This window comes from Curtobacterium sp. AC273, assembly GCF_979253735.1.
On the sequence record NZ_CEEDDU010000008.1, the window covers coordinates 216,662 to 241,764 of the forward strand.

Consider the following 25,103-nt stretch of genomic DNA (forward strand, 5'->3'; position numbering starts at 1 on the left):
CCGTCCGCCTCCGTAGCTCAGTGGATAGAGCAGGTGGTTTCTACCCACCGTGTCGCGGGTTCGATTCCTGCCGGGGCACCACGACGAAGAGCCGCCGTCCTGATGGACGGCGGCCTTCGCTGGTGGTGGCGGGGGCGCTCAGCGATCTCACTCGTCGTCGTCGGCGGCGCGACGACGGAGTTCGCTGGCGCTGATCGGCTGCGTGTACGGCGCTTCCGAGGTCTCGTTCGCGTCGGCGGGTTCGGCGGGGGCGTCCGCGATGCGGGTCGGCACCGAGGTCGTGTTCGGCGTGCGCGGGTCAGCGCCGCCGTCGCCGTCCGAGGAGCGGTTCACGTGGGCGTCGGCCGAGGTCGGCTGTGCCGCTGGGGACGGCGTGGACGAACCCGCCGGGGTGCTCGCCGGGCGCGAGGCTGGATGCGCCGCCCGGGCCGCCCGTGCCGTTCGACCCGCCCGTGCCGTTCGACCCGCGGGCATCGCGGGCGTCATCGACGACGTCGACGTCGTCCGTGTCGTTCCCGGTCCTCGACGAGGTCGGCGAGCCGGACGATGCGGAACGCGCCGGGGACACCGGCGAACCGAGCGTCGGCCGCACCGGTGTGCTGTCGCCGTACGACCGGGTGGCCCTGTCGCCGTACGACCGCGTCGCGTCGGCGTCCGTGATCGGGGTGGTCGCGTTCGTCGCGGTCGTGTCCGAGATGGGGGTGGTCGCGTTCGGGTCGGCCTGCGTCGATCCGCCCCGGGTGACCGAGAAGCCCGCGCCGGCCGCACGGGCCGCAGCGGAACCTGCCGGAGCGGATGCCGTGCCCGTCGCGCCTGCCGTGCCCGTCGCGCTCGGCGAGCTTGCCTGACCCGCTGCGCCCGGCGCCGACGATGCGGTCGGAACGCCGCCGGCCGTGGTGGTCGCCGAGCCGGACGGAGCCGACGTGGCGGAGGAGGGCGTGCCTCCAGGTCGCTGGGCTGCCGGGCGGAGCGACGTCGTCGTCGGGGTGGGGCGCTCGGTCGCCGGAGCGGCCGCAGCGGTCTCGGTGGCGGAGCCGGCGGGACGGGCGCCGCCGTTCTGGTCGGCGTTCCAGTCCTGCTGGCGGGTGATGAGCTCGGCGTCGGGATCGGGGGAGTCGAACTTCCACCGCTCGAGGTCGCTCTTGAAGAGCTTGCGGGCCTTGCTCGGTCGTGCCTGCCACTCGAGCAGACGCTCCCGGAACTCGGCGAGGGACTGCTCTGCCTGGAAGCTGAACGTCGACGAGTTCTTCTTGATGTCGGCGATCTCGTGCTGCGTCCAGTTGGCGGCGAGCGGAGCGCCCGTGGCCGGGAGCAGGCGGAGCCGGATGTCGGCGTCCTCGGCGAGGTGGTCGGCGTAGGCGCGCTCGTCGTGGCCGAGCGAGCCCCAGGCAGCGGCCTTGCGCGCAGCCGAGACGATGCCGGCGACGGCGGCGTTGCGGGCCTCGCGCTCCTGCATCGCGACGACGCGCTTGGTCGCGCCGCGGCCGATCAGGGCGGCGATGACGCCAGCCACGACGATCGCGACGAAGGGGATGATCGCGCCGGAGATCACGCGCCAGCCGTCGTCCGAGGAGATCCAGTCGGTCAGGTCGTTCCACCAGTCCATGCGCGCACCCTACCCACGAAACGAACGGGCATCGGGGAGGCCGGACGGTGTTCCGTCCACATGACCGGACATGCTTCCGATGTGGAACATCATGCGGCACCAGCTGGGCTGCGAGCCCGCCGTCAGCCCCAGCGGAGGCAGTCGACGGCGTCGTCCGCCGACCACACGTTCGGCAGCTCGACGAAGCGGCGCTCGGTGGAGACGTACCGGCGGGCTCGGTAGGCCGTGCCGCCGGCCACGTCGACGCGGTCCACGTAGCCGACGATCTCGCCGTTCGCCCGGGTGACCCTGCTCAGGTCGTCGCGCACGTCGAGGATCCGGAGGTCGCCACGGGAACGGGCGACGGGGACGGGAGCGGATCCGCAGTGCGGGTTCGGTCGTCGTCTGCATCGTGGTGCCTCCTCATCGGTCGGTGTGGGGTCGACGCTACGGCCGACCACCGACACGCCAGGCGTCGCGGGGCCATCCAGTGGAACAGCCGGACGCCGGAGTCGGTTGTGGAGGAGGAAGACCCCGATCGCGGCTCGTCCGGAGCCCAGGAAGGTAGGTTGCTGCCAGTGACCACGTTCGTGCTCGCAGGTGGATGTTTCTGGTGTCTCGACGCCGTGTACCGCACGCTCCAGGGTGTGCAGGACGTGGTGTCCGGCTACATCGGCGGGGCGACGTCGAACCCTCGTACGAGGCTCGTGTGCACGGGCACGACGGGTCACGCCGAAGCCGTGGCGGTCACCTTCGACGAGTCGGTGATCCCGGCCGACGTCATCCTCGACGTCTTCTTCACGCTGCACGATCCGCGCCAGCTGAACCGCCAAGGGGCCGACGTCGGCACGCAGTACCGCTCGGCGATGTTCCCGGCCGACGACGAGCAGCGCGCCGTGTTCGAGCGGGCGATCCAGCGTGCGTCGGACATCTGGGACGGCGGCATCGTGACGACGATCGAGCCGCTCGGTACCTTCTACCGTGCGGAGGAGTACCACCAGGACTTCTTCGCGAAGAACCCCGGTCAGGGCTACTGCCTCGCGGTGGCGCTGCCCAAGGTGAACAAGGTCCGCAAGGCCTACAGTCAGTACATCCTGGCGTCCCGAGACCGGGGCGTCGGGGCCACGAGGAGGTGGTCGAACGATGACGAACGACACGATGACGAGCCACACGACGACGAGCGGCACGATGACGAGCAGCACGGGGACGTGGGTCGCGGTCGGGCCAGCCGGTGCGGTGGGCAGCATCCACCGCGCCGACGACGGGTTCCACGTCGAGCTCTACAACCGGCGCGGCTCCGGCGGGACGTACCCGTCGCTCGAGTCCGCGAAGGGCGCGGTCCACGCTGCGCTCGGCCCGCTGGCCGACCGGCCGGAGTTCCGCGCGCACTGAGCACGCACCGGCTGCGCGACGTCCGCGTGGTCGCCGTCTCGGCCTGGAGGCGCGGGGGACTCCTCCTCCACAGCCCACCTCTCCGAGACATCCGGTCACAGATCGAGCCCCGGGGCGCTTCCGCGCCCCGGGGCTCGTCCACGATCGACGCATGAACGACACCATCACCGTCTGCGGGATCATCGCCACGGAGCCGCGCCACCTCGTCACCGACACCGGCATCGCCATCACGAGCATGCGTCTCGCATCGCCGTCGCGGCGCTGGGACCGCGCCACCTCGACCTGGACCAACGGTGCGACGAACTGGTACAGCGTCACCGCCTTCCGGACCCTCGCCGCCAACGTGTACAAGTCCGTCAAGAAGGGCGACCGCATCGTGGTCACGGGCCGGGTCCGGATCCGGACCTGGGAGCGCGACGGTCGCGGCGGTACCTCGGTCGAGATCGACGCCGAGGGGCTGGGCCACGACCTGGCGTGGGGGATCAGCAACTGGATCCGCGTGCCGCGGCACGCCTCCGAGTCCACGGCCGCGCCGGGCGGCACGCCGACCGTCGATCCCCGGACCGGCGAGGTCCAGGGGGCTGACGCCGATGAGCGGCACACCGCCGACGGCGCGCACCTCGGTGACGACCACGGGGAGACCCACGACGGCCACACCCAGGTCGACCACGGCCACGACCACGACCACGACGGTCACACCCACGTCGGCGACGCGGACCTCCACCTCGCTGCCGGGTACGAGGACGCGGAACCGCGGGCGACGGACGATCGTTCCGACGGCGAACCGGCGGCAGCGTGACGGGCCGACGGGGGATCAGCCCCGCACGTTCACCAGCGCTGCGTGATCATCCCGATGCCGGCGACCTCGGTCGTGTCCCAGTTGCCGCCCCCTGGGCAGTCCGCTGACCCGGCCGTCCACCCAGAACGTCGCGCCCTGGACCGCCGGCGAGTTGACCTGCCGCGCCTTCAGACCATGGAACGAGAAGTTCGTGTTCCACTTCCCCTGCAGCCCGCTCACGCCCGGCTTGTTCCGCACCGTGATCTTCACGTTGCGCATCGACGAGTGCACGACGTCCCCGTTGAGACGGCCGTTGCCCTCGACGTTGAAGAACAGGCGGCCCTTCAGGTTCAGCCCGACGGCGGCGATCGTGTGGCCGTTCGCGAAGAACGTGCCGACGCTGTTCGGGTAGAAGCGGAGCCCGACCGGCGTCACGTTGTGCGTCGCCGGACCGAGGTAGCCGTACGAGAACTTGCCGTTCTGCACGCGCTCCCAGATGAAGCGCGGAGCGCCCTTGCTGACCGTCGAGCCCTTGTCCGACTGGATCCCGACCGAGAACGCGTTGTTGTAGGCGTCGTGGACGTTGATGTACGACGAGTAGCCCGTGCCGGCGCCGCCCTCGGTGATGTCCGCCGTGTACTCGACCAGCGGGGTGCCGTGCGGGGCGACGGTCGCAGCGGACGCCGTGGCGCCGGTGGGGGCGACGAGACCGACCGCGAGTGCGATCGCTCCGACGAAGGGGAGCGCGAGCCGGTGCAGACGTGTTCTGGGCATGTCCCTGATCCTGATCTCCGAGGTGGACGACGAGGCCTCTGGTGGAAGGCGAGGCCACCGTACGTCGAAGTGTCCGAATGCAACAGCCCCTTTGCGCGTTCCGACGCGGGGCCACCTTCAGTAGACTCGTGGGGATATGGCTGAGTACATCTACCAGATGGTCCGCGCCCGCAAGGCGGTCGGCGACAAGCTGATCCTCGACGACGTCACGATGTCGTTCCTCCCCGGCGCCAAGATCGGCGTCGTCGGACCGAACGGTGCGGGCAAGTCGACGATCCTGAAGATCATGGCGGGTCTCGACCAGCCGTCCAACGGCGAGGCGAAGCTCACCCCGGGCTTCAGCGTCGGCATCCTCATGCAGGAGCCGGAGCTCGACGAGTCGAAGACGGTGCTCGAGAACGTGCAGGAAGGCGTGGGCGAGATCCACGGCAAGATCGCGCGCTTCAACGAGATCTCCGCCCTCATGGCCGAGCCCGACGCCGACTTCGACGCCCTCCTCGCCGAGATGGGGACGCTGCAGGAAGAGATCGACGCGGCCGACGCGTGGGACCTCGACTCGCAGCTCGAGCAGGCGATGGCCGCGCTCCAGTGCCCCCCGGGGGACGAGCTCGTCACGCACCTGTCCGGCGGCGAGAAGCGCCGCGTCGCGCTCTGCAAGCTCCTGCTCCAGAAGCCCGACCTGCTCCTCCTCGACGAGCCCACCAACCACCTCGACGCCGAGAGCGTGCAGTGGCTCGAGCAGCACCTGCAGCAGTACCACGGCGCCGTCCTCGCGGTGACCCACGACCGGTACTTCCTCGACCACGTCGCGCAGTGGATCGCCGAGGTCGACCGCGGCCGTCTCTACCCGTACGAGGGCAACTACTCGACCTACCTCGAGAAGAAGCGCGCCCGACTCGAGGTCCAGGGCAAGAAGGACGCCAAGCTCGCGAAGCGGCTGTCGTCCGAGCTCGACTGGGTCCGCAGCAACACCAAGGGCCGTCAGGCGAAGTCGAAGGCCCGCCTCGCCCGCTACGAGGAGATGGTGACCGAGGCCGAGCGCACCCGGAAGCTCGACTTCGAGGAGATCGTGATCCCGGTGGGGCCGCGTCTCGGTTCGCAGGTCATCGACGCCGAGAAGCTGCACAAGCAGTTCGGTGAGCGCGTCATCATCGGCGACCTGTCCTTCACGCTGCCCCGCAACGGCATCGTCGGCGTGATCGGCCCGAACGGCGTCGGCAAGACCACGCTGTTCAAGACGATCGTCGGCCTCGAGCCCCTCGACGGCGGCACGCTGAAGATCGGTGACACGGTCGACATCTCGTACGTCGACCAGAGCCGCGGCGGTATCGACCCGAACAAGAACCTGTGGGAGGTCGTGTCCGACGGCCTCGACTACATCCAGGTCGGCAAGACCGAGATCCCGTCCCGCGCCTACGTGTCGCAGTTCGGCTTCAAGGGTCCGGACCAGCAGAAGCGCGCCGGCATCCTCTCCGGTGGTGAGCGGAACCGTCTCAACCTGGCGCTGACGCTCAAGCAGGGCGGCAACCTGCTGCTCCTCGACGAGCCGACCAACGACCTGGACGTCGAGACCCTGGGCAGCCTCGAGAACGCGCTGCTCGAGTACCCCGGTTGCGCCGTGGTCATCACGCACGACCGGTGGTTCCTCGACCGCATCGCGACGCACATCCTCGCGTGGGAGGGCCTGAACGAGGACGGCACCCCCAACTGGTACTGGTTCGAGGGCAACTTCGAGGCGTACGAGGAGAACAAGATCGAGCGGCTCGGCGCCGACGCGGCGAAGCCCGGTCGCGCGACGTACCGCAAGCTCACCCGCGACTGACGGTGGCGAGGCTGCACGCTCCGATCCGCATGCGGTGGAGCGACATCGACGCGTACGGTCACGTCAACAACTCCGCGATGCTGCGCCTGCTGGAAGAGGCGCGCATCGTGGGGTTCTGGGGCCCCGACCCGGAGGAGCTCGAGTCCGACGGATCGATCCCCGAGCCGATCATCGACGGCCGCCCGGGGTCGGGCACGATGACGGTGATCGCGGCCCAGCGCCTCGAGTACCTGGCGTCGATCCCGTACTTCCGGCAGCCCCTCGACATCCAGATGTGGATCGGGCGGATCGGCGGTGCGAGCATCGACGTCTCGTACGAGGTCTGGTCGCCGGTCGGGCACGAGCCCGCCGTGCTCTACACGCGGGCGACGACGGCGCTGGTGATGGTGGACGCCGCAAGCAACCGTCCGCGGCGGCTCACCGAAGCCGAACGTGCGGCGTGCGCGCCGTACACCGAGGCGCCGGTCGAGTTCTCCCGACCCTGACGGCGACGCAACGGAGCCGTCAGCGGGGACCGTCAGCGCGGGACCCGCATCATCCCCTCCTGCGCGACCGACGCCAGCAGCCGCCCGTCCCGCGAGAACATCCGGCCGAACGCGAGTCCCCGACCGCCCTGTGCGCTCGGGGACTCCTGCGTGTACAGGACCCACTCGTCGGCACGGCCGTCACGGTGCCACCACATCGCGTGGTCGAGACTCGCGCTCTTGAGCCCCGGCGTTCCCCAGGCGACACCGTGTCGGCGCATGATCGGCTCGAGGATGGACAGGTCGCTGGCGTACCCGAGGATCGCGCGGTGCAACGCCGGGTCCTCCGGCAGGTCGCCCTCGACCCGGAACCAGACGGCCTGGTGCGGGACGTGCTGGCCCTGCACGTCGACGAACACGGGGCCCTCGACGTGCCGCAGGTCGATCGAGCGCTCGGCCCAGGCCCGCGCGACCGGGTGGTCGATCGCCGAGAGGATCGACGCGGCCGACGGCAGCGACTCGGGCGACGGGGTGTCGACGGGGAACGGGTCCTGGTGCTCGACGCCCGTGTCCGGTCGCTGGAACGACGCGATCATCGAGAAGATCGGCACGCCCCGCTGGTAGGCCTGCACGCGCCGCGCGGCGAACGACCGGCCGTCGTGGATGCGCTCGACCGCGAAGGTGATCGGCAGTTCGATGTCCCCGGGGCGGAGGAAGTACCCGTGCATCGAGTGGATCTCGCGGTCCTCGATGGTGGCCTGCGCGGCGACGATGCACTGTGCGAGGACCTGGCCGCCGAAGACGCGTCCGCCGGGGGACCAGTGGCTCGCGCCGGTGAGGATGGTCTTGCCCGTACTCGCGCCCGTGTCCTCGAGTCGGAGGGTCCGCAGGAAGTCCGGTTCGCCGTTCACCCCCGCAGTCTACGAACACAGTCCACCCCGGTAGGATCCCTGGTGACATGGGCACCTCGTTCACGCTTCCCGACGCAGCCTCCCTCGGAGACCTCCGCACCTACCTCGGACGTGCCGCCCGCATCGAGGACGGCTCCGTCCGCCTCATCGCCGACTCCGGCGTCCTCGCGGTGTACACGGCGATCCTCTACCCGCTCGGCCTGCTCGACGAACTCCCGACGGTGCTCGGCCTCCGCACGTTCTCGCTGACGGAACCCGCCACGATCGACGCCGTGGTGCCCCTGGCCTCGCTGCAGGAACGACTCCGCCTGCTCGCCGAGACGCAGGACGCGGAAGGTGCCGAGGGCGCCGACCCCACGCGGGCGACCCCGATCGAGGTGGAGCTGCCGCACGAGGTCCACACGGTGACGTGGGCCGCCATCTCCCCGCCCCGAGGCGGTTGGGTGCCGCTGCCGGACATCTCGCCGGAACTGCTCCGCCGGGCCACCCGCGACGGCATCGCCGAGGTCGCCGACGCCGTGCCGACGAACGCGGGCGAGGCGATCGTCCGCAAGGTCCGGTCCGAGGTCTGGGGCCGTCCGGTCGCGGGCATCGAACACGTGCCCGCCGGCGCCGGCTTCGCAGGGGAGAGCCTCGGGTTCCTGGGGCACGACCCGGTCCGGTTGTTCGAGACCGGTCCGTGGAGCCGTCTGACGACCTCGCGCGGGCACGTGCTCGTCAAGCGTCGCGCCTGGACCCTGAACCCGTAGCAGCGTCCTCGCGGTCCACGGTGGTTGGGTGGGCGCATGCACGTCTTCCTCACCGGTGCGTCCGGGTACATCGGTTCCTCCGTCCTCCGCGCGGTCGTCGCCCACGACCACGAGGTCACCGCGCTCGTCCGCTCCGACCAGAAGGCGCAGGCCGTCCGTGACGCCGGCGGCCGAGCGCTGGTCGGTGACGTCACCGACACCGACGTCGTCCGACGACTCGCGCACGAGGCCGACGCGGTCGTGCACACGGCGTCCGCGCAGGACGTCGACCCGGCCTTCACCGCGACCGTCCTCGAGGCGTTGCACGGCACCCCGAAGCCCTTCGTGCACACGGGTGGGATCTTCACGTTCGGGGACTCGACGGACATCTCCGAGCAGTCCCCGGCGTCGCCGCCCGCGATGACGTCGTGGCGTGGCGCCAACGAGGCCGCCGTCCGTGCGAGCGACGTCCGCACCACGATCGTCGCCCCGGGCATCGTCTACGGCCGCGGCGCCGGCATCCCGGCGATGTTCGTCGGGGACGGCGAGCACGAGGTCCGCTTGGTGGGCGACGGCTCCCAGCGCTGGTCGACCGTGCACGTCGACGACCTCGGCGAGCTGTACGTGCTCGCCCTCCACCGTGGTGAGCAGGACGGCTACGTCCTCGCGGCGACCGGGGACAACCCGACGGTGCGCGAGATCGCCGAGGCGGGCGCACACGGATCGCCGGTCGTCGCCGAGAGCGTCGACGCCAGCCGAGAACGTCTCGGCGCGGTGTACGCGGACGCGCTCCTCATGCACCAGGAAGCCTCCGGCGCGCACGCACGCGCCGCCTTCGGCTGGAGCCCGACCCGCCCGTCGCTGCTCGAGGACCTGGCGGACGGATCGTACGTCCGCTGACGCGACCGCCTGATGGCGACCGCCTGACGGCCTGGAGGCGCGGTGCCAGCTGGCACCGCGCCTCCAGGCCGTCGAGCGATCACGTCGCGGACGTGCGCCGACCGTCCGTCAGTCGAACGAGTTGGTCATCGCGTGGGCTGCGCGGTCGAGGTAGGCCCAGAGCTCGGCCTCGTCGAGGGGCGCGAGGTCGAGTGACTCGACGGCTTCGCGCATGTGGCGCAGCCAGCGTTCGCGTGCTTCCGGCGTGACGCGGAACGGCATGTGCCGCATGCGGAGTCGCGGGTGCCCGCGCTCCTCGCTGTAGGTGCCGGGGCCGCCCCAGTACTGCTGCAGGAAGGCGGAGAGGCGCCAGATCGCGCCCTCGAGGTCGTCGGCCGGGTACATCGGCCAGATGACGTCGTCCTGCTGGACGCCCTCGTAGAAGCGACGGACGAGCCGGTCGAACGTGGGCGCGCCGCCGATGCGGTCGAACAGGGACCCGGTCGCGGAGGCGCCGTGCTCGCCGACCCGGAGCGTGATCGGCTGCGCCGGGACGCCGGGCGTGCCGATCGGGGGAGTGGAGTCGGTCATCGGGGGTCCTTCCCACCGTCGGGGTCATCGGTGTGGATCGGCTGACCGAGGACGTTGCGCTTGGTGCGCCGGGGTTTCGTCGGCGCGGGGGTCGGCTGGGTCCGCACCGTGCGGGAGGCCGTTGATCGACGTCGCGTTCTCCCAGCCCGCCGGCATGATCATCGCCATCGCGGGCAGGGTCACGCCGAGCTCGTCCACCGAGCGCTTCAGGCGGATGCGGAGTTCGCGGCCGACGACGTCGAGCTCGGAGGCGCGGGTCTTCACGACGAGGCGGAACACCATGCCGGCGTCGGAGACGGACTGCAGGCCCCAGATCTCGGGCTTCTCGACGATGCGCTGCCGCCAGCGGGGCTCCTGCGACATCGCCACCGCGGCCTTGAGCAGGGCGTCCTGCACGGCGTCGATGTCGGTGTCGTAGGGGACCGTGATGTCGACGAGCACGCGCGACCAGCCCTGTGACAGGTTGCCGACGCGCAGGATCTGCCCGTTCGGCACGAACCAGAGGATGCCGTTCACGTCGCGGATCTGCATGACGCGGAGGCCGACGTTCTCGACGACGCCGGTGGCCTGCCCGGTGTCGACGACGTCGCCGACGCCGGCCTGGTCCTCGAGGATCATGAAGACGCCGGACAGCAGGTCCTTCACGATGCTCTGCGCCCCGACGGCGAGTCCGGCCGCGATCAGTGACGCGCCGCCGACGATGCCGACTGCCGCGTTCGGGAGCACCTGCGGGATGATCACCGCGAGCGCGACGATCACGACCGCCACCGTCGCGAGGTTCTCGAGCACGCTGCCGAGCGTCCGGGTGCGCTGGACCACGCGTGCGGTCTGGATCGGCGACGCGATGAGCGCCTGCGTGTCCTCCGCGCCCTGCCGCTTCTTGACGCCGTTCACGACGCGGTCGACGATGCCCTTGATCGAGCGCCGCAGGAGGATGCGCAGCACGATCGCCGCGAGGATCGTGATGACGATCGTGATCGGCACGTGCCAGGTGTCGACGAACTCACCGAACGTCTGCGTGACGGCCTGGGCGGCGTCGGTCGGGGTCGGGGACGGGGTTGCAGCCAAGATCATGATCCGAACGATGCTAGAGGGCGGGGCCTCGGCGTCCCTGCAGGAACGCCAAGACCCCGCCGACCGTCACCCGAGGTTCAGGCGTCGGCCGCCTGCACCCGGAGGGCACGTTCGGTGCCGGCCAGGCTCTCGGTCACGATGCGACGCAGCGCCGGGGTCTCCGGGTGCGCCTCGAGCCACGCCGTCGCCGCGTCGCGGAGCTCGGCCGACGCGAGCGGCGCCGGGTAGAGGCCCGTGACGATGGTGTCGGCCATGTGGTAGCTGCGCTCGGCCCAGATGCGGGTGAGCACCTCGAAGTACCTCGGGACGAGGCCCTCGAGCACGACGGGGCTGTTCACGTGCTGGTACCCGACCGTGGTCTGGCGGACGATCGCGTTCGGCAGGTCCGACGAGTCGACGAGCGACGAGAAGGCGGCGAGCTTGCCCTCCGCCGTCGGGATCGTCGCACGGGCACGCGCTGCCGCCTGCTCGCCCGACGCCGTCTTGTCGGCGGCGAGTTCGGCGTCGACCTCGGCGTCGCCGGCAGCCCCCACGAGGACGAGGCCCTCGAGCAGCTCCCAGCGCAGGTCGGTGTCGATCTCGAGCCCGTTCAGCGTCACCGAGCCGTCGCGGAGCCCGGAGAGCGTGGCGACGTGCTCGGGCGTCGACGCGATCTGTGCGAAGAACTTCACGAACTGGAACTGCGCGTCCGACCCGGCCTCGGCCGAGGACGCGAGCTGCCAGAGCGTGTCGCCCACCGTGCGGACGGCGGCGTCGGACTTCGCCGGTGCCACGTAGTTCCGTGCCGTCAGCAGCAGCTGCGACAGCGTCGTGCGGATCGTCGTCGACTCGGTCTCGGTCGCGATGTTGCCGAGCACCAGTCGGACGTAGTCGCTGGCGGGCGACTCGGCGTCGCGGGTGGCGTCCCACATCGCGCCCCAGACGATGGAGCGGGCGAGCGGGTTCGCGATCGAGGCGAGGTGCTCGATCGCGGTGCGCCGCGAGTGCTCGTCGAGGCGGATCTTGGCGTACGCCAGGTCGTCGTCGTTGAGGAGCACGAGGTCGCCGCGGTGCACGCCGACGAGCTCGGGCACGTCGGTGCGGGCGCCGTCGACGTCGATCTCGACACGGTGCGTGCGCTCGAGCTTGCCGCCCGAGGACGCGGTGTCGGCGCCGAACGGTGCCTCGGCGTCGGTCGTGAAGCCGTACACCCCGATCGCCAGGCGGTGCGGGCGCAGCGTCGGGTAGTCGGCCGGGGCTTCCTGCAGGACGGCGAACGACGTGATCACGCCGGACTCGTCGACCTCGATCTCGGGGCGGAGCGTGTTCACGCCCGCCGTCTCGAGCCACAGCTTCGACCAGTCGGAGAGGTCACGGCCGCTCGTCGCCTCGAGCTCGACCAGCAGGTCGCGGAGCTCGGTGTTCGAGTGGTGGTGCTTCTTGAAGTACGCGGAGACCCCGGCGAAGAACGCGTCGATGCCGACCCACGCGACGAGCTGCTTGAGGACCGAACCGCCCTTCGCGTAGGTGATGCCGTCGAAGTTGACCTGCACGTCCTCGAGGTCGTTGATCGTCGCGACGATCGGGTGCGTCGAGGGGAGCTGGTCCTGGCGGTAGGCCCAGGACTTCTCCATCGCCTGGAACGTGGTCCATGCCTCGGTCCACTCGGTGGCCTCGGCCGTGGCGATCGTCGACGCCCACTCGGCGAACGACTCGTTGAGCCACAGGTCGTTCCACCACTTCATGGTGACGAGGTCGCCGAACCACATGTGCGCGAGCTCGTGCAGGATCGTGACGACCCGGCGCTCCTTGATGGCGTCGGTGACCTTCGAGCGGAAGACGTAGGTCTCCGTGAAGGTGACCGCGCCCGCGTTCTCCATCGCGCCGGCGTTGAACTCCGGCACGAACAGCTGGTCGTACTTCTCGAACGGGTACGCGACGTCGAACTTCTCCTCGTAGTAGGCGAAGCCCTTCTTCGTGATGTCGAAGACGTACTCGGGGTCGAGGTACTCGGCGAGCGACTTGCGCGCGAACACGCCGAGCGGGATGGTGCGGCCGTCGCGGCTGGTCAGCTCGTCGCGGACGACCTCGTACGGGCCGGCGACCAGGGCCGTGATGTAGCTGGAGATCTTCGCGGTCGGGGTGAACGACCACGTGGCGACGTCGCCGTCGACGTGCGGCTCCGGCGTGGGGGAGTTCGAGACGACCTGCCACCGCGACGGCGCCGTCACGGTGAAGGTGAACTCGGCCTTGAGGTCGGGCTGCTCGAACACGGCGAACATGCGACGCGAGTCGGGGACCTCGAACTGGGAGTACAGGTACACCTCGTCGTCGACCGGGTCGACGAAGCGGTGCAGGCCCTCGCCCGTGTTCGTGTACAGCGCGTCCGCGACGACGACGAGCTCGTTCTGCTCCTGCAGGTCGTCGAGCTGGATGCGGACGCCGTCGTTCACCGACGCGACGTCGAGCGCCGTGCCGTTCAGCGTGATCGAGTGCACGGTCTTCGTGATCGCGTCGATGAAGGTCGAGGCACCGGGCGTCGCGGTGAAGCGCACACGGGTGGTGCTGCCGAAGGTCTCGGCGCCGCGGGTCAGGTCGAGCTCGACGTCGTACGTCTGCACGTCGACGATCGCGGCACGTTCCTGGGCTTCGATTCGGGTGAGGTTCTCTCCGGGCACGGACGCTCCATCTTCGCTGGGGACACGGACGATCGATGTCCGCGTGGGGGAGTCCCGGCACGGCGTCGTGCACCGGCGGGACGATGCGACCAGCCTAGCGACGAGGCGTAGGGTCGCAGCGTGACGGACACGACTGTGGACAAGACGACCGACGAGCGCACCGCTGTGGAGTTCTGGTTCGACCCGAACTGCCCCTGGGCCTGGATGACGAGCCGCTGGGTCGGTGAGGTCGCGCAGCACCGCGACCTCGACGTCACGTGGAAGGTGATGAGCCTCTTCGTCCTCAACGAGGACCAGGACGTTCCCGCCGACTACAAGGAGCGCCTGCACGCGGGCCAGGTCTACCCGCGGATCGTCACGGCCGCGAAGCTCCGGCTCGGGCAGGACATCGTCAAGCCGCTCTACGACGCGCTCGGCGAGCACATCCACCACCGCCAGGAGAAGGACCCCGAGCAGGTCGTGCCCGCCGTGCTCCAGGAACTCGGCCTCGACGCCGACCTGCTCGAGTACGCCTGGACCGACGAGGTCGACCAGGCGGTGCGAGCCAGCCACGAGGACGGCATCGACCGCGTCGGGCAGGACGTCGGCACGCCGGTCATCGCCGTCGAGGGCACCGCCTTCTTCGGCCCCGTCATCTCGCCGGCCCCGAAGGGCCAGGAAGCGCTCGACCTGTGGGACGGCGTCGTCGCCGTCGCGAAGGTCCCCGCCTTCTTCGAGCTGAAGCGGTCCCGCACCGTCGGTCCGATCTTCGACACCACGGACTGACCGACTGACGGACTGGAGGCGCGGTTCGGGCTGGCACCGCGCCTCCAGGCCCTGCTACGGTCGCTTCCGGCCGGTGAAGTATCAGGGGATGGGAATCCACATGGGGGAGTCGTACCGCGTTGACCGCGTGGCGTCCGTGGGGACCGTCGCGAGCGTGCGCACGGCCGCGTCGGACGTGAGCCGACGTGCGGACGAGGTCACGCGAGCGCTCGACGCGCTCGCCGAAGCGGCGAGCGGATCGCCGGAGATCGCAGCGGCGCTGCGGTCGTTCGCGTCGGAGCGCACCGAGACAGCGTCGAGGATCGGCACGCACCTCCAGGCGGTCAGCGCGGTCGGGACGATCGCGCTCGCTGCCGTCGACGAAGCGGACGGCCAGATGGCGAGCACCGCCGATCACGCGGTGCAGGGATGAGCGGTGTGGTCTCGGCGGCGTCGCTCGACGAGATACGTTTCGACATGGGTTCCGTACTGGCCGCCGCCGATGACCTCCGCGCTGCCTCCGGCGATGTGCGGAGCGCCGCATCGGACGGGGAGCACTCCTGGTCCACCATGCCGGCGGTGTTCGAGATGGCCGGCTTTAGCGCCGCGATGCCCGCCATGACCCACCGGTCCACCGCTGTCGCGACCGAGCTCGCCGAGAGCGCCGAGCGCCTGCACGAAGTCGTCGATCGGGCATCCTTCGACTTCGCCGAGCTCCAGACGCGACGGGCCGCACTGATCGAGCGGATCGCGTCGTTCGCCGGCGGGCTCCACGCCGCGGTCGAACGTCACGACGCCGCGTTGCCCGAGCCGCCGGACTCGAGCACGTCGTGGGACGAGGTCCCCGGCCTCGCTGCCGAGGACGCGGCGCTCCGGGCAGCGGTCTCGGACTGGAACGAACAGTGGCGAGACTGGCAGCGGCGACTCGCTTCGCAGATCCGGGCCATCACCGGCGGTGACTCGACCGCCGGCCTCGCCGGGGATGAGACCGACGTGCGCACCGCGAGCCTCGTGGCGCCGATGCCGCTTCCGGGCTTCCCCTCCGCACCCTTCCAGTTCCCGTGGCCGTGGCTCGGCGCTGCTGGTGGGACCGCTGCCGGTACCGGCAGCGCCGTCGGTGGACTGTCGGCGCTCGGGTTGCTGGGCATCCTGTTCGGCCTCAGCGGGGACACGAAGCAGCAGACCCCGGCCGATGCCATGCGGCAGCGTATGGCACAGGCGGACCAGGACGCGTGGGCCTGGACGCACGATCCGCTCACGGGTAAGCCCCGCGAGGTCGCGGGTGGCGCCGGGATCATGACGGACGTGGTCGGGCCGATGACCGGCGCGGAAGCCATCGAGCGGCGCGGAAGTACGGCCGGGTGCCGAAGAAGAAGCCAGTCGGCGAGGTCGACACGCCGGAGGAGCTCGTCGACATCTGGAAAGAGCTCACCCGTGGGGGCAAGCCGATGAGCGGCGGTGCTCCCGATTCCACCTCTGTCGAACTCCCGGATGGATCTCGAGTGCAATGGCGGCCGGACAGCGGATCGGGTGGGCCGACCATCGAGATCAACGCCGGGAAGGACGTCGGTTACAAGATCCATCTCCCCAAGAACTCTCCACGCCACGAACTACCAGAGGACGCACGATGAACGAACTGACTTACCGTCTACTCGCGGCGGTGTCCGACGACCTCGGGGACGACCTCTACGGCTGGCACACCGGAATCGCGTACCGAACCCATGAGTCAGAGGACCAAGTGGAAGGCCGAGTGCTCGGATACGTTCGTCAACTCCTCACGGCCGACCTCATCGGTCTTGGTTCGATCGAGGCGGATGAGCAAGGCCGCGGCGTGTGGACCAACTGGCGCGGTACCGTCGACGAACTGCTCTCGCGAGCAGCGGCACGCTACGGCCGTTCCGGACACGGTGTGGAACCTGTACGCCACCTCGACTGAGCGCGGTCGCCGCATGTTCGACTCGGAGGCGGCTCGGCGCGAAGCCGTAGGAGTCGACCCGTGGGAGCACGGAGGAGAAATGTTCCGGGACATCTGGGACGCCGACGGCAACGTCGTCGAGCCGCACGGGGACGAGATCGTTGTCTCGACGCCGGCCTCGAGTACGTCCCGTTCCCTGCCGAAGAAGTCCGCGCGATGCCGGACGGCTCGATCGCCGCGATGCGGGAACCACTCCCCGGGCACGAGTCGTACATCGACGTCATCCCGCCCGCTGATGCGGAGGACCCCTGGTCCAGCGACGCAGTGTCCGGCACGACGATGGCCTGACACCGAGCGCCGAGCCGGCACCCCGAACGCCCGAGGAACAGCTGCTCCTCGAGCTGACGGAGTTCAACCGGAACGGTTGTGCGACCGACCTCCGCGCGCTGCACCGCCTGGTGCGGACCGATCACGAACCCGACGCCACCCGAGCCCGGGCGATGGTGCTGCGGTCCGTCGAGATCGGCCTCCGTCGGGGGCTCCTGACGAGCGGGATGTTCGTCCGCGTCGCTTCGGAGCTCGCGTTCGTCGAACCCGAGCGGAGCGCCGCGGAGCGGATTGCGACCGTCCGGGAACGCTACGTCAGCGCACCCCAGGCCGGCGAGTCCGACGGTGACCTCGCGAACTCGGTCTGGCTGATGAACACGACGGACGGCGAGCGGTACGCGCGGACCCACAGCGCCGACCAGGCCAGGGACGACCGGGCGAGCAATGCCGGGCCGGCGACGACCCCGAGCGTGCCCGCGGTCGTCGTGCGGTCCTCGAGCGACGAGTGGGGCGACAAGAACCATGAGCTGCTCGCGGACAACGTCTTCGAGGAACTCCGCAACGGCTGGCTCTCGTGGGACAAGGGCATCGAGGACGCGGCGCTCAAGAACCTCGCGTGGGGGATCGCCGCTGAGATCGTGTACGCCTTCGACGTGAAGTGGTCGCCGGACTGGGTCGCCAAGGGCCATCCACACCGTTGGCACGACGAGGCCGGCTGGCACGCGCGGTGCAACGACTGCCTCGACGAGAGCCCGGCTGAGGCTGACGAAGCGATCGCGTACGCATGGTTCGCCGATCACCGTCCGATTGTGCACGGTGACACAGCGCCGCCGTTCCGACCGTCACCGCCGCCGCTCGAGGTCCCGATGCCCGGCGAGGGGTGATCGGCGCAGGTCATGCCAGCGGCAGCCGCATGAGCGTCAGGTCGAGCCACCGGTCGAACTTCCGGCCCACCTCGGGCACGACCGCCACGGTGGTGAACCCGAGGCGCTCGTGCAGGGCGATCGACCCCGTGTTGGTACCTGCAGATGCCGGCCATCATCACGTGCCGCCCCTCGGCGGTGGCACGCGCGACCAGCTCGGTCATCAGCGTCGTCGCGATGCCCCGACCGCGGAACGCCTCGACGACGTAGACGCTGTGCTCGACGGTCAGCCGGTAGCCCTGGTGCGGCCGCCACTGCGAGTACGTGGCGTAGCCGGCGACCTGCCCGTCGACCTCGGCGACGAGCACCGGGTACCCGTCCGCCTGGCGCTCGGCGAGCCACGCGTCGAAGTACGAGCGGGGGTGCGGCACCTCCTGCCAGATGGCGGTGGAGTGCAGGACGGCGTCGACGTGCAGGGCGTGCACGACGTCGAGGTCGGCCGGGGTGCAGTCGCGGATCACGACCCCGTTCGTCGCATATGCTGTCGTCATGTCTCACATCGTAGACGACGAGCAACGCCTCGGCGAACGGCTGCAACGCCTCCGCACCGAGCGGAAGTGGAGCCTGACCGAACTCGCGGAGGAGTCGGGGGTCTCCCGCGCGATGATCAACCGCGTCGAGCGCGGGGTGTCCAGCCCGACCGCGACCATCCTCGGCCGGTTGTCCGGCGCCTTCGGGCTGACCGTGTCACAGCTCCTCGACGAGGCCCTCGACCACGAGGTGCCCCGGGGAGCCGATCCCGACGACGCGCGCGGCGTCCAGCGCGGCGCGACCGCGGACTCCTGGACCGATCCCGAGACCGGGTACCGGCGCCGTCCGGTCTCGAGCGCGTCCTTCCCCGCGGACGTGACCGAGGTGCGCCTCCCGGCCGGCCGCGAGGTCGCCTACCCGGCGTCGGCGTACGCGTTCCTGCGGCACTGCATCTGGGTGGTCGACGGAACCCTGGAGATCGTCGTCGGTGGCGATTCCACCCGGCTCGGCGCAGGGGACCGGATCGAGCTCGGCGAGCCTGCCGACGTCGTGTACCGGAACCCCGGCGAGGACCCCGTGCGGTACGTCGTCGTCGTGGTCCGGGGGCAGTAGGCGCAGGAATAGGATCGGTTCCATGCGCATCCACCTCGGAACGGACCACGCCGGCCTCGAGTTCAACAAGACCCTCAACGCCCACCTCACCGAAGCCGGGCACGAGGTGGTGGACCACGGTCCGACCGAGTACGACGCGCTCGACGACTACCCCTCGTTCTGCATCAACGCCGCGCACGCCGTGGTGCAGGACCAGCGCGCGGGTGTCCAGGCGCTCGGCGTCGTGTTCGGTGGCTCCGGCAACGGCGAGCAGATCGCCGCGAACAAGGTCGAGGGCATCCGGGCAGCGCTCGTCTGGAACGAGTCGACGGCGCTCCTGGCCCGCCAGCACAACGACGCGAACGTCATCTCGATCGGCGCGCGCCAGCACACCGAGGAAGAGGCGATCCGCTTCGTGGACCTCTTCATCGCCGAGCCGTTCTCGGGCGAGGAGCGTCACGCCCGCCGTATCGCGCAGCTGGCCGAGTACGAGCAGACCGGACTGATCGCCGGCAAGCAGATCGACCAGTAACGTCAGCGGCCGCGAGTAGACAAGAGCAATGCCCGAGGGTCACTCCGTCCACCGCATCGCCAACCAGTTCTCCCGGCACTTCGTCGGCAAACGCTGCGAGGTGTCGAGCCCGCAAGGGGCGCTTCGCCGCCGGCGCCGCACAGCTCGACGGCAAGAAGATGATCGCCGCCCGCGCCGTGGCGAAGCAGATGTTCCTCGAGTTCGAGGGGGACCTGTTCCTCCGCGTCCACCTCGGACTGTACGGAGCGTGGGACTTCGCGGGCGACCTGTCGACCGCGACCGCCCTGTCGGCGGACGACGACGGCGAGGAGTCGCTCACGTCGATCGGGGCACCCCGCCTGGCGCGCTACCGGATGGCCGAGCAGGAGAAGGTGGAGGACCCGATCGAGTCCTTCCCGCCGGACCCGGTGGGCCAGGTGCGCGTCCGGATCCTCACCGACGACACCGTCGCCGACCTCCGTGGTCCGACGGCGTGCGTGGTGGAGACCCCGGCCGAGGTGCAGCAGGCACTCGACAAGCTCGGTCCGGACCCGATGAACGACGACGGACCCGAGGCCGAGAAGGCCTTCGTGGACAACGTCCGGAAGCGCAACGTGGCGATCGGCCAGCTGCTGATGGACCAGTCCGTGGTGGCGGGCATCGGCAACATCTACCGTGCCGAGCTGCTGTTCCGGCAGCGCATCGACCCGTACAAGCCGGGCAAGAAGATCACCGTGAAGCAGGCGAAGGCGCTGTGGGCGGACTGGTCGAAGCTCCTGCACGACGGCGTCCGCGACGGACTCATGCTGACGATGGACGGCTTGTCCGAGGCCGAGCTGAAGAAGGCGAAGCGCTCCCGGAAGGACCGGCACTGGGTGTACCACCGCCAGGGCGAGCCCTGCCGGGTGTGCGGCACCGAGATCCGGATGGCGGACATGGCCGGCCGGAAGCTCTACTGGTGCCCGAAGGACCAGAAGTAGCCCCAAGGTTGGGTATTCCCGTAGAGGTCGTGGTCACGCTAGGTTCGAGGCGTGGATAAGCCAGAGATCTCGTTTGTGGTTCAAGGAGACCCGCCGGATGAATATGGGCGCGCCCTGTACGCCGTCGCCCGGTCAATCGTTCGCGCGCTGCTTGACCAGCTTGGTCAGGATGACTTGGAAGTCCTGCAATCCGACAGATCTGACGTTACGCTCCAGCAACTCGCGATGGTATCGAGGCTCGACCGCGATAAGGGTATGCGTGGCGACGGCTTTGAATGGGCTGTACACGAGGCGCTGATGGGCTCGGAGGGCCGTGTCACGGAGATGGTTGGCGAGGCGCTAAGTCGTGCAACCAAACATATTCCTCGGGGTTCAGTTCCTAGTTCAGTGATGTTCGGATACGAGCGCGCTAAGCATCTGGGATTCCTGGACGCGGTAGTTGATGAAGCCGGCACTGCGGCTCGGTTGCTCCCTGATGGGCGCGGAAGACCATTCGCGTTCGGCCCGTGGGTCCGAATGGCTGCTGCCGGCCCGGCCGCTGAGGGAAATCTCGGGACACGCATTGAGAAGATCTGGAAGTCCGACCTGTTCGTCACCGATGCGATTGGTGAGCGTTATCTTGCCGCAACAGTGAAGAGTCAGTGGCGCGATCTCGAGGGTGGCGCCGGTCTGCGTCTCGCTATTGTGCCGGAAGCGAAAGATCTGAAGTCCGGCGTGAAATACCACCCCAAAACCGGCCTCTGGACGGTCGCTCTCCCGGACCCGGACGGGTTCATGGGGCTTTTCAATGATGGTTATGCCTGTGTAGCCGAGGCAGTGTATAAGCTGGGCAAACATACTCAGAGTAAGTATTGGGCAAAGCCGAGCGCAAAGGCGCAAAAGATTCAGGATCAGCTTGTGAAAGCTGGCAAAGCGTCGGTGCTCGAGATTGAAGATGCGCTGAACGATGCGGCGCAGCAAAACCTCGTGAACGTACAGAAGCAATTGGTCTCGGTGCAAGCGCCTCAATGGTTGCACCTGGGGAAAGCGGCGCCTAAGATACTCGCCCCGAAGCCGAAATTCGAGACCCTCGACTGACTAAAGCTCGCGGTGGGTGAACCGTCCCGCGATCGCCGTCGCGAGCACCTGCATCGCCCGCAGCGACGCGGACGCCGACCCCCACCGCGAGCGGGTCGGACTCGACGAGCACCAGGTCCGCCACGTCACCGACGGCCACCGAGGTCCGGCCACCGTCCGTCGATCCCCGCCACGCGGTGAGCGCGGACAGCCGTTCGGCCGGGTGCCATGCAGGACGGCCGTCCCGGTCGCGCCCGACGGCTGCCGCCATCGACACCCACGGGTCGAGCGGCGCGACCGGGGCGTCCGAGCCGAGCACGAGCCGCGCACCGGCACGGTCGAGTGACGCGAACGCGAACGCGCGGTCGGTCTGTCCCGCCCAGTGCCGATCGGCGATGTCCCGGTCGTCCATGGCGTGCTCGGGCTGCACCGAGGCCGTGACCCCGAGCCGCGCCGAACCGTTCGAGGTCGGCGGTGTCGAGCAGCTGCGCGTGCTCGATCGTGCCGCGGGCGCCCACCGCCTCGAACACGTCGAGCGCGAGCGTGTTCGCCCGGTCGCCGATGGCGTGGACCGCCGGGGTCAGCCCGGCGGCCACCGCTCGCCGGGTGATCGCCACGAGCTCGTCGAAGGGCCAGGCCAGCACGCCGGAACCGTCGGCGTTCGCCGCGGTCCGGGTGCCGAGCGACCCGTCGGTGATGACCTTGAACGGCCCCATCCGGACGAGTCCGCGGGTGCCGTCGACGACGTCCCCGGTGCGGAGTCCGCGAGCGATGACCGCGTCGAGCTCGGCCGGATAGACACCGGACCCGACCCGCAGGCCGTCCGTTCCCGCGTGCACGCGGCGGGTCCAGCGGTCGAGGCCGAACACCATCTCGAGGTCGACCACGCGGGTCACCCCGCGGGCGCTCGCCGCCTCGACGGCGTCGGCCACGTACCCGTCGAGCACGTCGTCCGGCACCCACGAGAGGGCACCGGTCACGTCGAACGCGTCCTGCTCGCGCAGGATCCCGTCCTCGGTCGCGACGAGCGGTCGGCCGACGACCTCCGAGAAGTGCGCGAGGGCGCTGGTGCTGCACCAGACGGCGTGCAGGTCGGCGCTGATGACGACGACCGGGAGGCGCGGCGCGGCCTGGTCGAGCAGCTCGCGTCGGGCGGGACGCGGCACAGCCCGTCGCGGTAGCCGTGTCCGACCAGCACGCGGTCCGCCACGCCGGTCCGGGCCACCTCCGCGAGGAGGGCTGCGGTGGACTCCGCCGAGTCGCAGGCGGAGACGTCGACGCGGCGGCGGACGAGGGCCCACTGGTCGAAGTGCACGTGGTGGTCGACGAGTCCGGGCGCGAGCCAGGCGCCGGCTGCCTCGACGACGTCGGTGTCGGGGCCGGCTGCATCGAGCGTGCCGGCGGGCGCGACGTCGGTGACCCGCCCGTCGACGATGCGGACGTCGGCGGGGGCACCGGACGTGCCCCCCCTGCGGACGGTGCGGAGCAGGACCTCGTTCACCGCGCCTCCAGGCCGTCCACACGCACGGCGTGCGCTCGTTCCATCTCGTCGGCGAGCGCCGGCGAGGCGTACAGGCCGTCCCCGCGGAGCCCGCGACGATGCGGTCCACCACCTCGGGGGCCTTGTTCTGCGAGAGCTTCGCGCGGGCGTCGAAGCGTGTGACCCGGATGCGGATGCCGACCGTGCCCTTCGCCATCCGGCGGGCCGTCTCCTCGTCGACCTGCAGCCGACACCGGCGCGGGCATGACCCGCTCGAAGTGGTCGACGAGTTCACCGAGGACGCGGAAGTTCTCGTCGTCGGACAGGATCTCCGGCGTGCCCCAGAGGTGCGCGGTGACGTGGTTCCAGGTCGGCACGAACTGCTCCGGCGGGTACCAGGCGGGGAGACGTAGCCGTGCGGGCCCTGCACGACGACGAGGACCTCGTGCCGTCCGAGTTCGTGCGCCTGCTCGTCGGGACGGCCGACGTGGGAGACGAGCACGATCTCGTCGGGGCCGGCCTGCTCGAGCAGGAACGGGTAGTGCGACGCGACCAGGCCGGCGTCGGTGTGCGACACGATCGTGGCCCACGGGTGCTCGGCGACGAGGCGGCGCACCTCGTCGACGTCCGTCATCAGGAAGTGCGGTGTGTGTCGCATGCTCCGAGCGTGGCACACCCGCTCGGCGAGCGCGACGGCTGCCGTTTCCCGTGTGTTTCAACTCGGTAAAAGTTTCAGAGTTGATTGAAAGAAGTCTTGTGGTCGGGAACTGGACGGGCCTAGCTTCACTCCAACGACGGCCGGGCCGGACCCGGGCGCAGGGATCGAGGAGAGATCATGCGACGCAGGACGATCGCCGCGCTGGCCGCGGCGGCCACGGTGGCGCTGGTGGCAGCGGGATGCTCGGCGAGCGGGACCGCCGACACCGACTCCGGATCGGGCGGCAGCCTGGTCTACGCCACCGGCGAGCCGGACCACCTGACCCCCCCCCCCCCCCCCCGGTCGGCAGACCGTCGCGTTCGACCAGGTGATGAGCCTCTTCGCCCCGCTGACGCAGACCGACGCGAAGGGCGAGCTCCACGACGTCGCGGCGAAGAGCGTCGAGAGCGACGACAACGTCACCTGGACGATCACGCTCCGCGACGGGTGGGAGTTCCAGAACGGCGAGCAGGTCACGCCGGAGAGCTACGTCAAGGCGTGGAACCAGACCGCCTACGGCCCGAACGCGTGGGAGAACAGCGGGCAGCTCGCCTCGATCGTCGGCTACTCGGACCTCAACCCCGCGTCGGGGACGCCGAAGACGAAGCGAGATGTCGGGGCTCAAGGTCACCGGCGACGACACCTTCACGGTCACGCTGACCCACGCGGACAGCCAGTTCCCGCTCCAGCTCAGCCAGGCGCAGACGGCGTTCTACCCGATGCCCGAGGCCGCCTACGAGGACCTCAAGGCGTACGACAAGAAGCCGATCGGCAACGGCCCCTACGAGATGCAGGGCGCGTGGAAGGCGAACCAGGAGTTCACCGTCACCGCGTGGAAGGGCTACGAGGGCACGAAGCCCGCGACGAAGGACGTCACCTTCCGGAGCTACTCCGACATGAACACCGCCTACACCGACGTGCTCGCCGGCAACGCGGACGTGCTGTTCCTGCCCGCCGACAAGATGACGAGCGCGAAGGCCGACTTCGGGGACCGCCTGCACTCCTTCGACGCTCCCGGCATCGACTACATCGGCTTCCCGCTCTGGGACGAGCGGTACTCCGACCCCGACGTGCGCCGCGCGATCTCGATGTCGATCAACCGCAAGCAGGTCAACAAGGCGATCTACGGCGGCCTGTACGAGCCGGCCACCGCGCTCACCCCGCCGTCGATGTCCGGCACGAAGGAGGGCATCTGCGGCGAGGCCTCGCGAGTTCGACCCGGCGGCGGCGAAGAAGCTCCTCGCGAAGGCGGGCGGCTTCGACGGCACCATCACCCTCGTCTACCCGGGTGGCAACGGCCTCGACTCGCTGTACCAGGCGTACGCGAACCAGATCCGGCAGAACCTCGGCGTCGACACCGAGGCGAAGGCCACGACCGACTGGGCCTCGTACTACTCGGAGCTGACGGAGAAGAAGATCCAGGGCCCGCACTTCGGACACTGGGGCGCGCTCTACATCAGCCAGCAGAACACCCTCCGAGCCCTCTTCACGACGGCCGGCGGCTGCTCGCCCTGCACCGGGTACTACCAGGACGACACGGTCGACTCCCTGCTCGCGAAGGCGGACTCCGCCGGGTCCCAGGCCGAGGCGAACGACTACTACGAGCAGACGCAGGAGGCCGTCCTCGAGGACTTCCCGATCGTGCCGACCTTCTTCGACAAGTACTCCTACGTGACGAGCGACAAGATCGCGAAGCTGCCCGCCGTCGCCGGCAGCCCCGCGATCGCGCAGATCGCCGTGAAGTAGCCGCCGC

At 69.8% G+C, this 25,103-nt stretch carries 24 protein-coding genes, 1 tRNA gene and 7 pseudogenes; 20 read left to right on the plus strand and 12 right to left on the minus strand.

The features are described 5' to 3' along the window. Positions 1-6 precede the first annotated feature (6 nt). Positions 7-81, plus strand: a tRNA-Arg gene (locus ACZ8AI_RS14125). A gap of 66 nt (positions 82-147) precedes the next feature. Here ACZ8AI_RS14125 and ACZ8AI_RS14130 read toward each other — a convergent pair. The 3 genes from ACZ8AI_RS14130 to ACZ8AI_RS14140 all read right to left on the minus strand — a co-directional run bounded on the left by ACZ8AI_RS14130 (position 148) and on the right by ACZ8AI_RS14140 (position 1,914). Further along, the gene (locus ACZ8AI_RS14130; RefSeq protein ID WP_464858722.1) at positions 148-333 is read right to left on the minus strand and encodes a hypothetical protein; all 186 of its coding nucleotides are present in this window, start codon (positions 331-333) and stop codon (positions 148-150) included. Further along, a complete protein-coding gene (locus ACZ8AI_RS14135) occupies positions 299-1,606 on the minus strand; it encodes a hypothetical protein (RefSeq protein ID WP_464858723.1) in 1,308 nt (435 codons plus the stop codon). The genes ACZ8AI_RS14130 and ACZ8AI_RS14135 overlap by 35 nt, the downstream gene beginning before the upstream one ends. Positions 1,607-1,728: 122 nt before the next feature. After that, on the minus strand, positions 1,729-1,914 hold the full coding sequence (locus tag ACZ8AI_RS14140; RefSeq protein ID WP_464858724.1) for a hypothetical protein: 186 nt from the start codon (positions 1,912-1,914) through the stop codon (positions 1,729-1,731). A 249-nt stretch (positions 1,915-2,163) separates the two neighbouring features. On the opposite strand from ACZ8AI_RS14140, the pseudogene msrA reads away from it, so the two are divergent. Then, positions 2,164-2,685 (plus strand): annotated as a pseudogene (msrA, locus tag ACZ8AI_RS14145) (peptide-methionine (S)-S-oxide reductase MsrA); the annotation flags it as partial. Positions 2,686-3,128: 443 nt separating this feature from the next. Then, positions 3,129-3,776: a single-stranded DNA-binding protein gene (locus tag ACZ8AI_RS14150; RefSeq protein ID WP_464858725.1), complete on the plus strand. Its 648-nt coding sequence runs from the start codon at positions 3,129-3,131 to the stop codon at positions 3,774-3,776. 15 nt (positions 3,777-3,791) lie between these two features. Here ACZ8AI_RS14150 and ACZ8AI_RS14155 read toward each other — a convergent pair whose 3' ends face one another. After that, positions 3,792-4,529 carry a hypothetical protein gene (locus tag ACZ8AI_RS14155; RefSeq protein ID WP_464858726.1) on the minus strand — a complete coding sequence of 246 codons (738 nt, stop codon included), beginning with the start codon at positions 4,527-4,529 and terminating at the stop codon, positions 3,792-3,794. Positions 4,530-4,665: 136 nt separating this feature from the next. Between ACZ8AI_RS14155 and ettA the strand changes: the two genes are divergently transcribed. Then, a complete protein-coding gene (gene ettA / locus ACZ8AI_RS14160) occupies positions 4,666-6,351 on the plus strand; it encodes an energy-dependent translational throttle protein EttA (RefSeq protein WP_464858727.1) in 1,686 nt (561 codons plus the stop codon). A 29-nt stretch (positions 6,352-6,380) separates the two neighbouring features. Then, positions 6,381-6,836, plus strand: coding sequence for an acyl-CoA thioesterase (locus ACZ8AI_RS14165; protein WP_071293887.1), 456 nt, complete (start codon positions 6,381-6,383; stop codon positions 6,834-6,836). A gap of 32 nt (positions 6,837-6,868) precedes the next feature. On the opposite strand, the gene ACZ8AI_RS14170 is transcribed toward ACZ8AI_RS14165, so the two are convergent. Next, positions 6,869-7,726 carry an acyl-CoA thioesterase gene (locus tag ACZ8AI_RS14170; RefSeq protein ID WP_464858728.1) on the minus strand — a complete coding sequence of 286 codons (858 nt, stop codon included), beginning with the start codon at positions 7,724-7,726 and terminating at the stop codon, positions 6,869-6,871. Positions 7,727-7,773: 47 nt separating this feature from the next. Here ACZ8AI_RS14170 and ACZ8AI_RS14175 point away from each other — a divergent pair, with 47 nt between their 5' ends. Both ACZ8AI_RS14175 and ACZ8AI_RS14180 read left to right on the plus strand, forming a co-directional pair. Beyond that, complete coding sequence (locus ACZ8AI_RS14175; RefSeq protein WP_071293707.1) at positions 7,774-8,475, plus strand: DUF8185 domain-containing protein; 702 nt, start codon at positions 7,774-7,776, stop codon at positions 8,473-8,475. 36 nt (positions 8,476-8,511) lie between these two features. Next, positions 8,512-9,354 carry an NAD-dependent epimerase/dehydratase family protein gene (locus tag ACZ8AI_RS14180; RefSeq protein ID WP_464858729.1) on the plus strand — a complete coding sequence of 281 codons (843 nt, stop codon included), beginning with the start codon at positions 8,512-8,514 and terminating at the stop codon, positions 9,352-9,354. 108 nt (positions 9,355-9,462) lie between these two features. Here ACZ8AI_RS14180 and ACZ8AI_RS14185 read toward each other — a convergent pair whose 3' ends face one another. The 3 genes from ACZ8AI_RS14185 to pepN form a co-directional block, all read right to left on the minus strand. Next, positions 9,463-9,924: a globin gene (locus ACZ8AI_RS14185; protein ID WP_464858730.1), complete on the minus strand. Its 462-nt coding sequence runs from the start codon at positions 9,922-9,924 to the stop codon at positions 9,463-9,465. A gap of 24 nt (positions 9,925-9,948) precedes the next feature. Then, positions 9,949-10,998, minus strand: a complete 1,050-nt coding sequence (locus ACZ8AI_RS14190) for a mechanosensitive ion channel family protein (RefSeq protein ID WP_464858731.1) — start codon at positions 10,996-10,998, stop codon at positions 9,949-9,951. A 77-nt stretch (positions 10,999-11,075) separates the two neighbouring features. Then, positions 11,076-13,655 carry an aminopeptidase N gene (pepN, locus tag ACZ8AI_RS14195; RefSeq protein WP_464858732.1) on the minus strand — a complete coding sequence of 860 codons (2,580 nt, stop codon included), beginning with the start codon at positions 13,653-13,655 and terminating at the stop codon, positions 11,076-11,078. A gap of 120 nt (positions 13,656-13,775) precedes the next feature. Here pepN and ACZ8AI_RS14200 point away from each other — a divergent pair, with 120 nt between their 5' ends. The 6 genes from ACZ8AI_RS14200 (at position 13,776) to ACZ8AI_RS14225 (ending at position 17,525) form a co-directional block, all read left to right on the plus strand. Further along, positions 13,776-14,420, plus strand: a complete 645-nt coding sequence (locus ACZ8AI_RS14200; RefSeq protein ID WP_464858733.1) for a mycothiol-dependent nitroreductase Rv2466c family protein — start codon at positions 13,776-13,778, stop codon at positions 14,418-14,420. Between the two features lie 154 nt (positions 14,421-14,574). Further along, positions 14,575-14,832 carry a hypothetical protein gene (locus ACZ8AI_RS14205; protein ID WP_464858734.1) on the plus strand — a complete coding sequence of 86 codons (258 nt, stop codon included), beginning with the start codon at positions 14,575-14,577 and terminating at the stop codon, positions 14,830-14,832. A 44-nt stretch (positions 14,833-14,876) separates the two neighbouring features. Beyond that, on the plus strand, positions 14,877-15,851 hold the full coding sequence (locus tag ACZ8AI_RS14210; RefSeq protein WP_464858735.1) for a hypothetical protein: 975 nt from the start codon (positions 14,877-14,879) through the stop codon (positions 15,849-15,851). A gap of 175 nt (positions 15,852-16,026) precedes the next feature. Next, positions 16,027-16,335 (plus strand): hypothetical protein, encoded by a 309-nt coding sequence (locus ACZ8AI_RS14215; RefSeq protein ID WP_464858736.1) that lies wholly within the window; start codon positions 16,027-16,029, stop codon positions 16,333-16,335. Positions 16,336-16,530: 195 nt separating this feature from the next. Further along, complete coding sequence (locus ACZ8AI_RS14220; protein WP_464858737.1) at positions 16,531-16,662, plus strand: hypothetical protein; 132 nt, start codon at positions 16,531-16,533, stop codon at positions 16,660-16,662. A 110-nt stretch (positions 16,663-16,772) separates the two neighbouring features. Then, a complete protein-coding gene (locus ACZ8AI_RS14225; RefSeq protein WP_464858738.1) occupies positions 16,773-17,525 on the plus strand; it encodes a hypothetical protein in 753 nt (250 codons plus the stop codon). Here the strand turns inward: ACZ8AI_RS14225 and ACZ8AI_RS14230 are convergent. Next, positions 17,438-18,055, minus strand: a complete 618-nt coding sequence (locus tag ACZ8AI_RS14230; protein ID WP_464858739.1) for an N-acetyltransferase family protein — start codon at positions 18,053-18,055, stop codon at positions 17,438-17,440. The genes ACZ8AI_RS14225 and ACZ8AI_RS14230 overlap by 88 nt on opposite strands. Here ACZ8AI_RS14230 and ACZ8AI_RS14235 point away from each other — a divergent pair. The 4 genes and pseudogenes from ACZ8AI_RS14235 to ACZ8AI_RS14250 all read left to right on the plus strand — a co-directional run bounded on the left by ACZ8AI_RS14235 (position 18,054) and on the right by ACZ8AI_RS14250 (position 21,194). After that, positions 18,054-18,647, plus strand: a complete 594-nt coding sequence (locus ACZ8AI_RS14235) for a helix-turn-helix domain-containing protein (RefSeq protein WP_464858740.1) — start codon at positions 18,054-18,056, stop codon at positions 18,645-18,647. The genes ACZ8AI_RS14230 and ACZ8AI_RS14235 overlap by 2 nt on opposite strands. A gap of 22 nt (positions 18,648-18,669) precedes the next feature. Then, positions 18,670-19,158 carry a ribose-5-phosphate isomerase gene (locus ACZ8AI_RS14240; protein WP_071293717.1) on the plus strand — a complete coding sequence of 163 codons (489 nt, stop codon included), beginning with the start codon at positions 18,670-18,672 and terminating at the stop codon, positions 19,156-19,158. 28 nt (positions 19,159-19,186) lie between these two features. Further along, positions 19,187-20,117: pseudogene (locus tag ACZ8AI_RS14245) on the plus strand (Fpg/Nei family DNA glycosylase). Positions 20,118-20,168: 51 nt separating this feature from the next. Further along, entirely contained in the window at positions 20,169-21,194 is a 1,026-nt protein-coding gene (locus ACZ8AI_RS14250) for a hypothetical protein (protein ID WP_464858741.1), read from the plus strand. On the opposite strand, the gene ACZ8AI_RS14255 is transcribed toward ACZ8AI_RS14250, so the two are convergent. The 3 genes and pseudogenes from ACZ8AI_RS14255 to ACZ8AI_RS14265 form a co-directional block, all read right to left on the minus strand. After that, a complete protein-coding gene (locus tag ACZ8AI_RS14255) occupies positions 21,151-21,585 on the minus strand; it encodes an amidohydrolase family protein (RefSeq protein WP_464858742.1) in 435 nt (144 codons plus the stop codon). The genes ACZ8AI_RS14250 and ACZ8AI_RS14255 overlap by 44 nt on opposite strands. 88 nt (positions 21,586-21,673) lie before the next feature. Then, a pseudogene (locus ACZ8AI_RS14260) lies at positions 21,674-22,786 on the minus strand (amidohydrolase family protein); the annotation flags it as partial. Further along, positions 22,671-23,311 (minus strand): annotated as a pseudogene (locus ACZ8AI_RS14265) (FMN-binding negative transcriptional regulator). The pseudogenes ACZ8AI_RS14265 and ACZ8AI_RS14260, both read right to left, overlap by 116 nt. 370 nt (positions 23,312-23,681) lie before the next feature. On the opposite strand from ACZ8AI_RS14265, the pseudogene ACZ8AI_RS14270 reads away from it, so the two are divergent. The 3 pseudogenes from ACZ8AI_RS14270 to ACZ8AI_RS14280 all read left to right on the plus strand — a co-directional run. Continuing rightward, positions 23,682-23,837: pseudogene (locus ACZ8AI_RS14270) on the plus strand (ABC transporter substrate-binding protein); the annotation flags it as partial. 124 nt (positions 23,838-23,961) lie between these two features. Then, positions 23,962-24,474 (plus strand): annotated as a pseudogene (locus ACZ8AI_RS14275) (ABC transporter substrate-binding protein); the annotation flags it as partial. Between the two features lie 142 nt (positions 24,475-24,616). Continuing rightward, positions 24,617-25,096 (plus strand): annotated as a pseudogene (locus ACZ8AI_RS14280) (ABC transporter substrate-binding protein); the annotation flags it as partial. Positions 25,097-25,103: the final 7 nt, after the last annotated feature.

Excerpts from the sequence above, each read along its gene's own strand:
- ACZ8AI_RS14135 (WP_464858723.1), bottom strand. The coding sequence starts at position 1,606 with ATGGACTGGTGGAACGACCTGACCGACTGGATCTCCTCGGACGACGGC.
- ACZ8AI_RS14150 (WP_464858725.1), top strand. The coding sequence starts at position 3,129 with ATGAACGACACCATCACCGTCTGCGGGATCATCGCCACGGAGCCGCGC.
- ACZ8AI_RS14155 (WP_464858726.1), bottom strand. The coding sequence starts at position 4,529 with ATGCCCAGAACACGTCTGCACCGGCTCGCGCTCCCCTTCGTCGGAGCG.
- ettA (WP_464858727.1), top strand. The coding sequence starts at position 4,666 with ATGGCTGAGTACATCTACCAGATGGTCCGCGCCCGCAAGGCGGTCGGC.
- ACZ8AI_RS14165 (WP_071293887.1), top strand. The coding sequence starts at position 6,381 with ATGCGGTGGAGCGACATCGACGCGTACGGTCACGTCAACAACTCCGCG.
- ACZ8AI_RS14175 (WP_071293707.1), top strand. The coding sequence starts at position 7,774 with ATGGGCACCTCGTTCACGCTTCCCGACGCAGCCTCCCTCGGAGACCTC.
- ACZ8AI_RS14180 (WP_464858729.1), top strand. The coding sequence starts at position 8,512 with ATGCACGTCTTCCTCACCGGTGCGTCCGGGTACATCGGTTCCTCCGTC.
- ACZ8AI_RS14185 (WP_464858730.1), bottom strand. The coding sequence starts at position 9,924 with ATGACCGACTCCACTCCCCCGATCGGCACGCCCGGCGTCCCGGCGCAG.
- ACZ8AI_RS14190 (WP_464858731.1), bottom strand. The coding sequence starts at position 10,998 with ATGATCTTGGCTGCAACCCCGTCCCCGACCCCGACCGACGCCGCCCAG.
- ACZ8AI_RS14210 (WP_464858735.1), top strand. The coding sequence starts at position 14,877 with ATGGGTTCCGTACTGGCCGCCGCCGATGACCTCCGCGCTGCCTCCGGC.
- ACZ8AI_RS14215 (WP_464858736.1), top strand. The coding sequence starts at position 16,027 with ATGAACGAACTGACTTACCGTCTACTCGCGGCGGTGTCCGACGACCTC.
- ACZ8AI_RS14220 (WP_464858737.1), top strand. The coding sequence starts at position 16,531 with ATGCCGGACGGCTCGATCGCCGCGATGCGGGAACCACTCCCCGGGCAC.
- ACZ8AI_RS14235 (WP_464858740.1), top strand. The coding sequence starts at position 18,054 with ATGTCTCACATCGTAGACGACGAGCAACGCCTCGGCGAACGGCTGCAA.
- ACZ8AI_RS14230 (WP_464858739.1), bottom strand. The coding sequence starts at position 18,055 with ATGACGACAGCATATGCGACGAACGGGGTCGTGATCCGCGACTGCACC.
- ACZ8AI_RS14240 (WP_071293717.1), top strand. The coding sequence starts at position 18,670 with ATGCGCATCCACCTCGGAACGGACCACGCCGGCCTCGAGTTCAACAAG.
- ACZ8AI_RS14255 (WP_464858742.1), bottom strand. The coding sequence starts at position 21,585 with ATGGACGACCGGGACATCGCCGATCGGCACTGGGCGGGACAGACCGAC.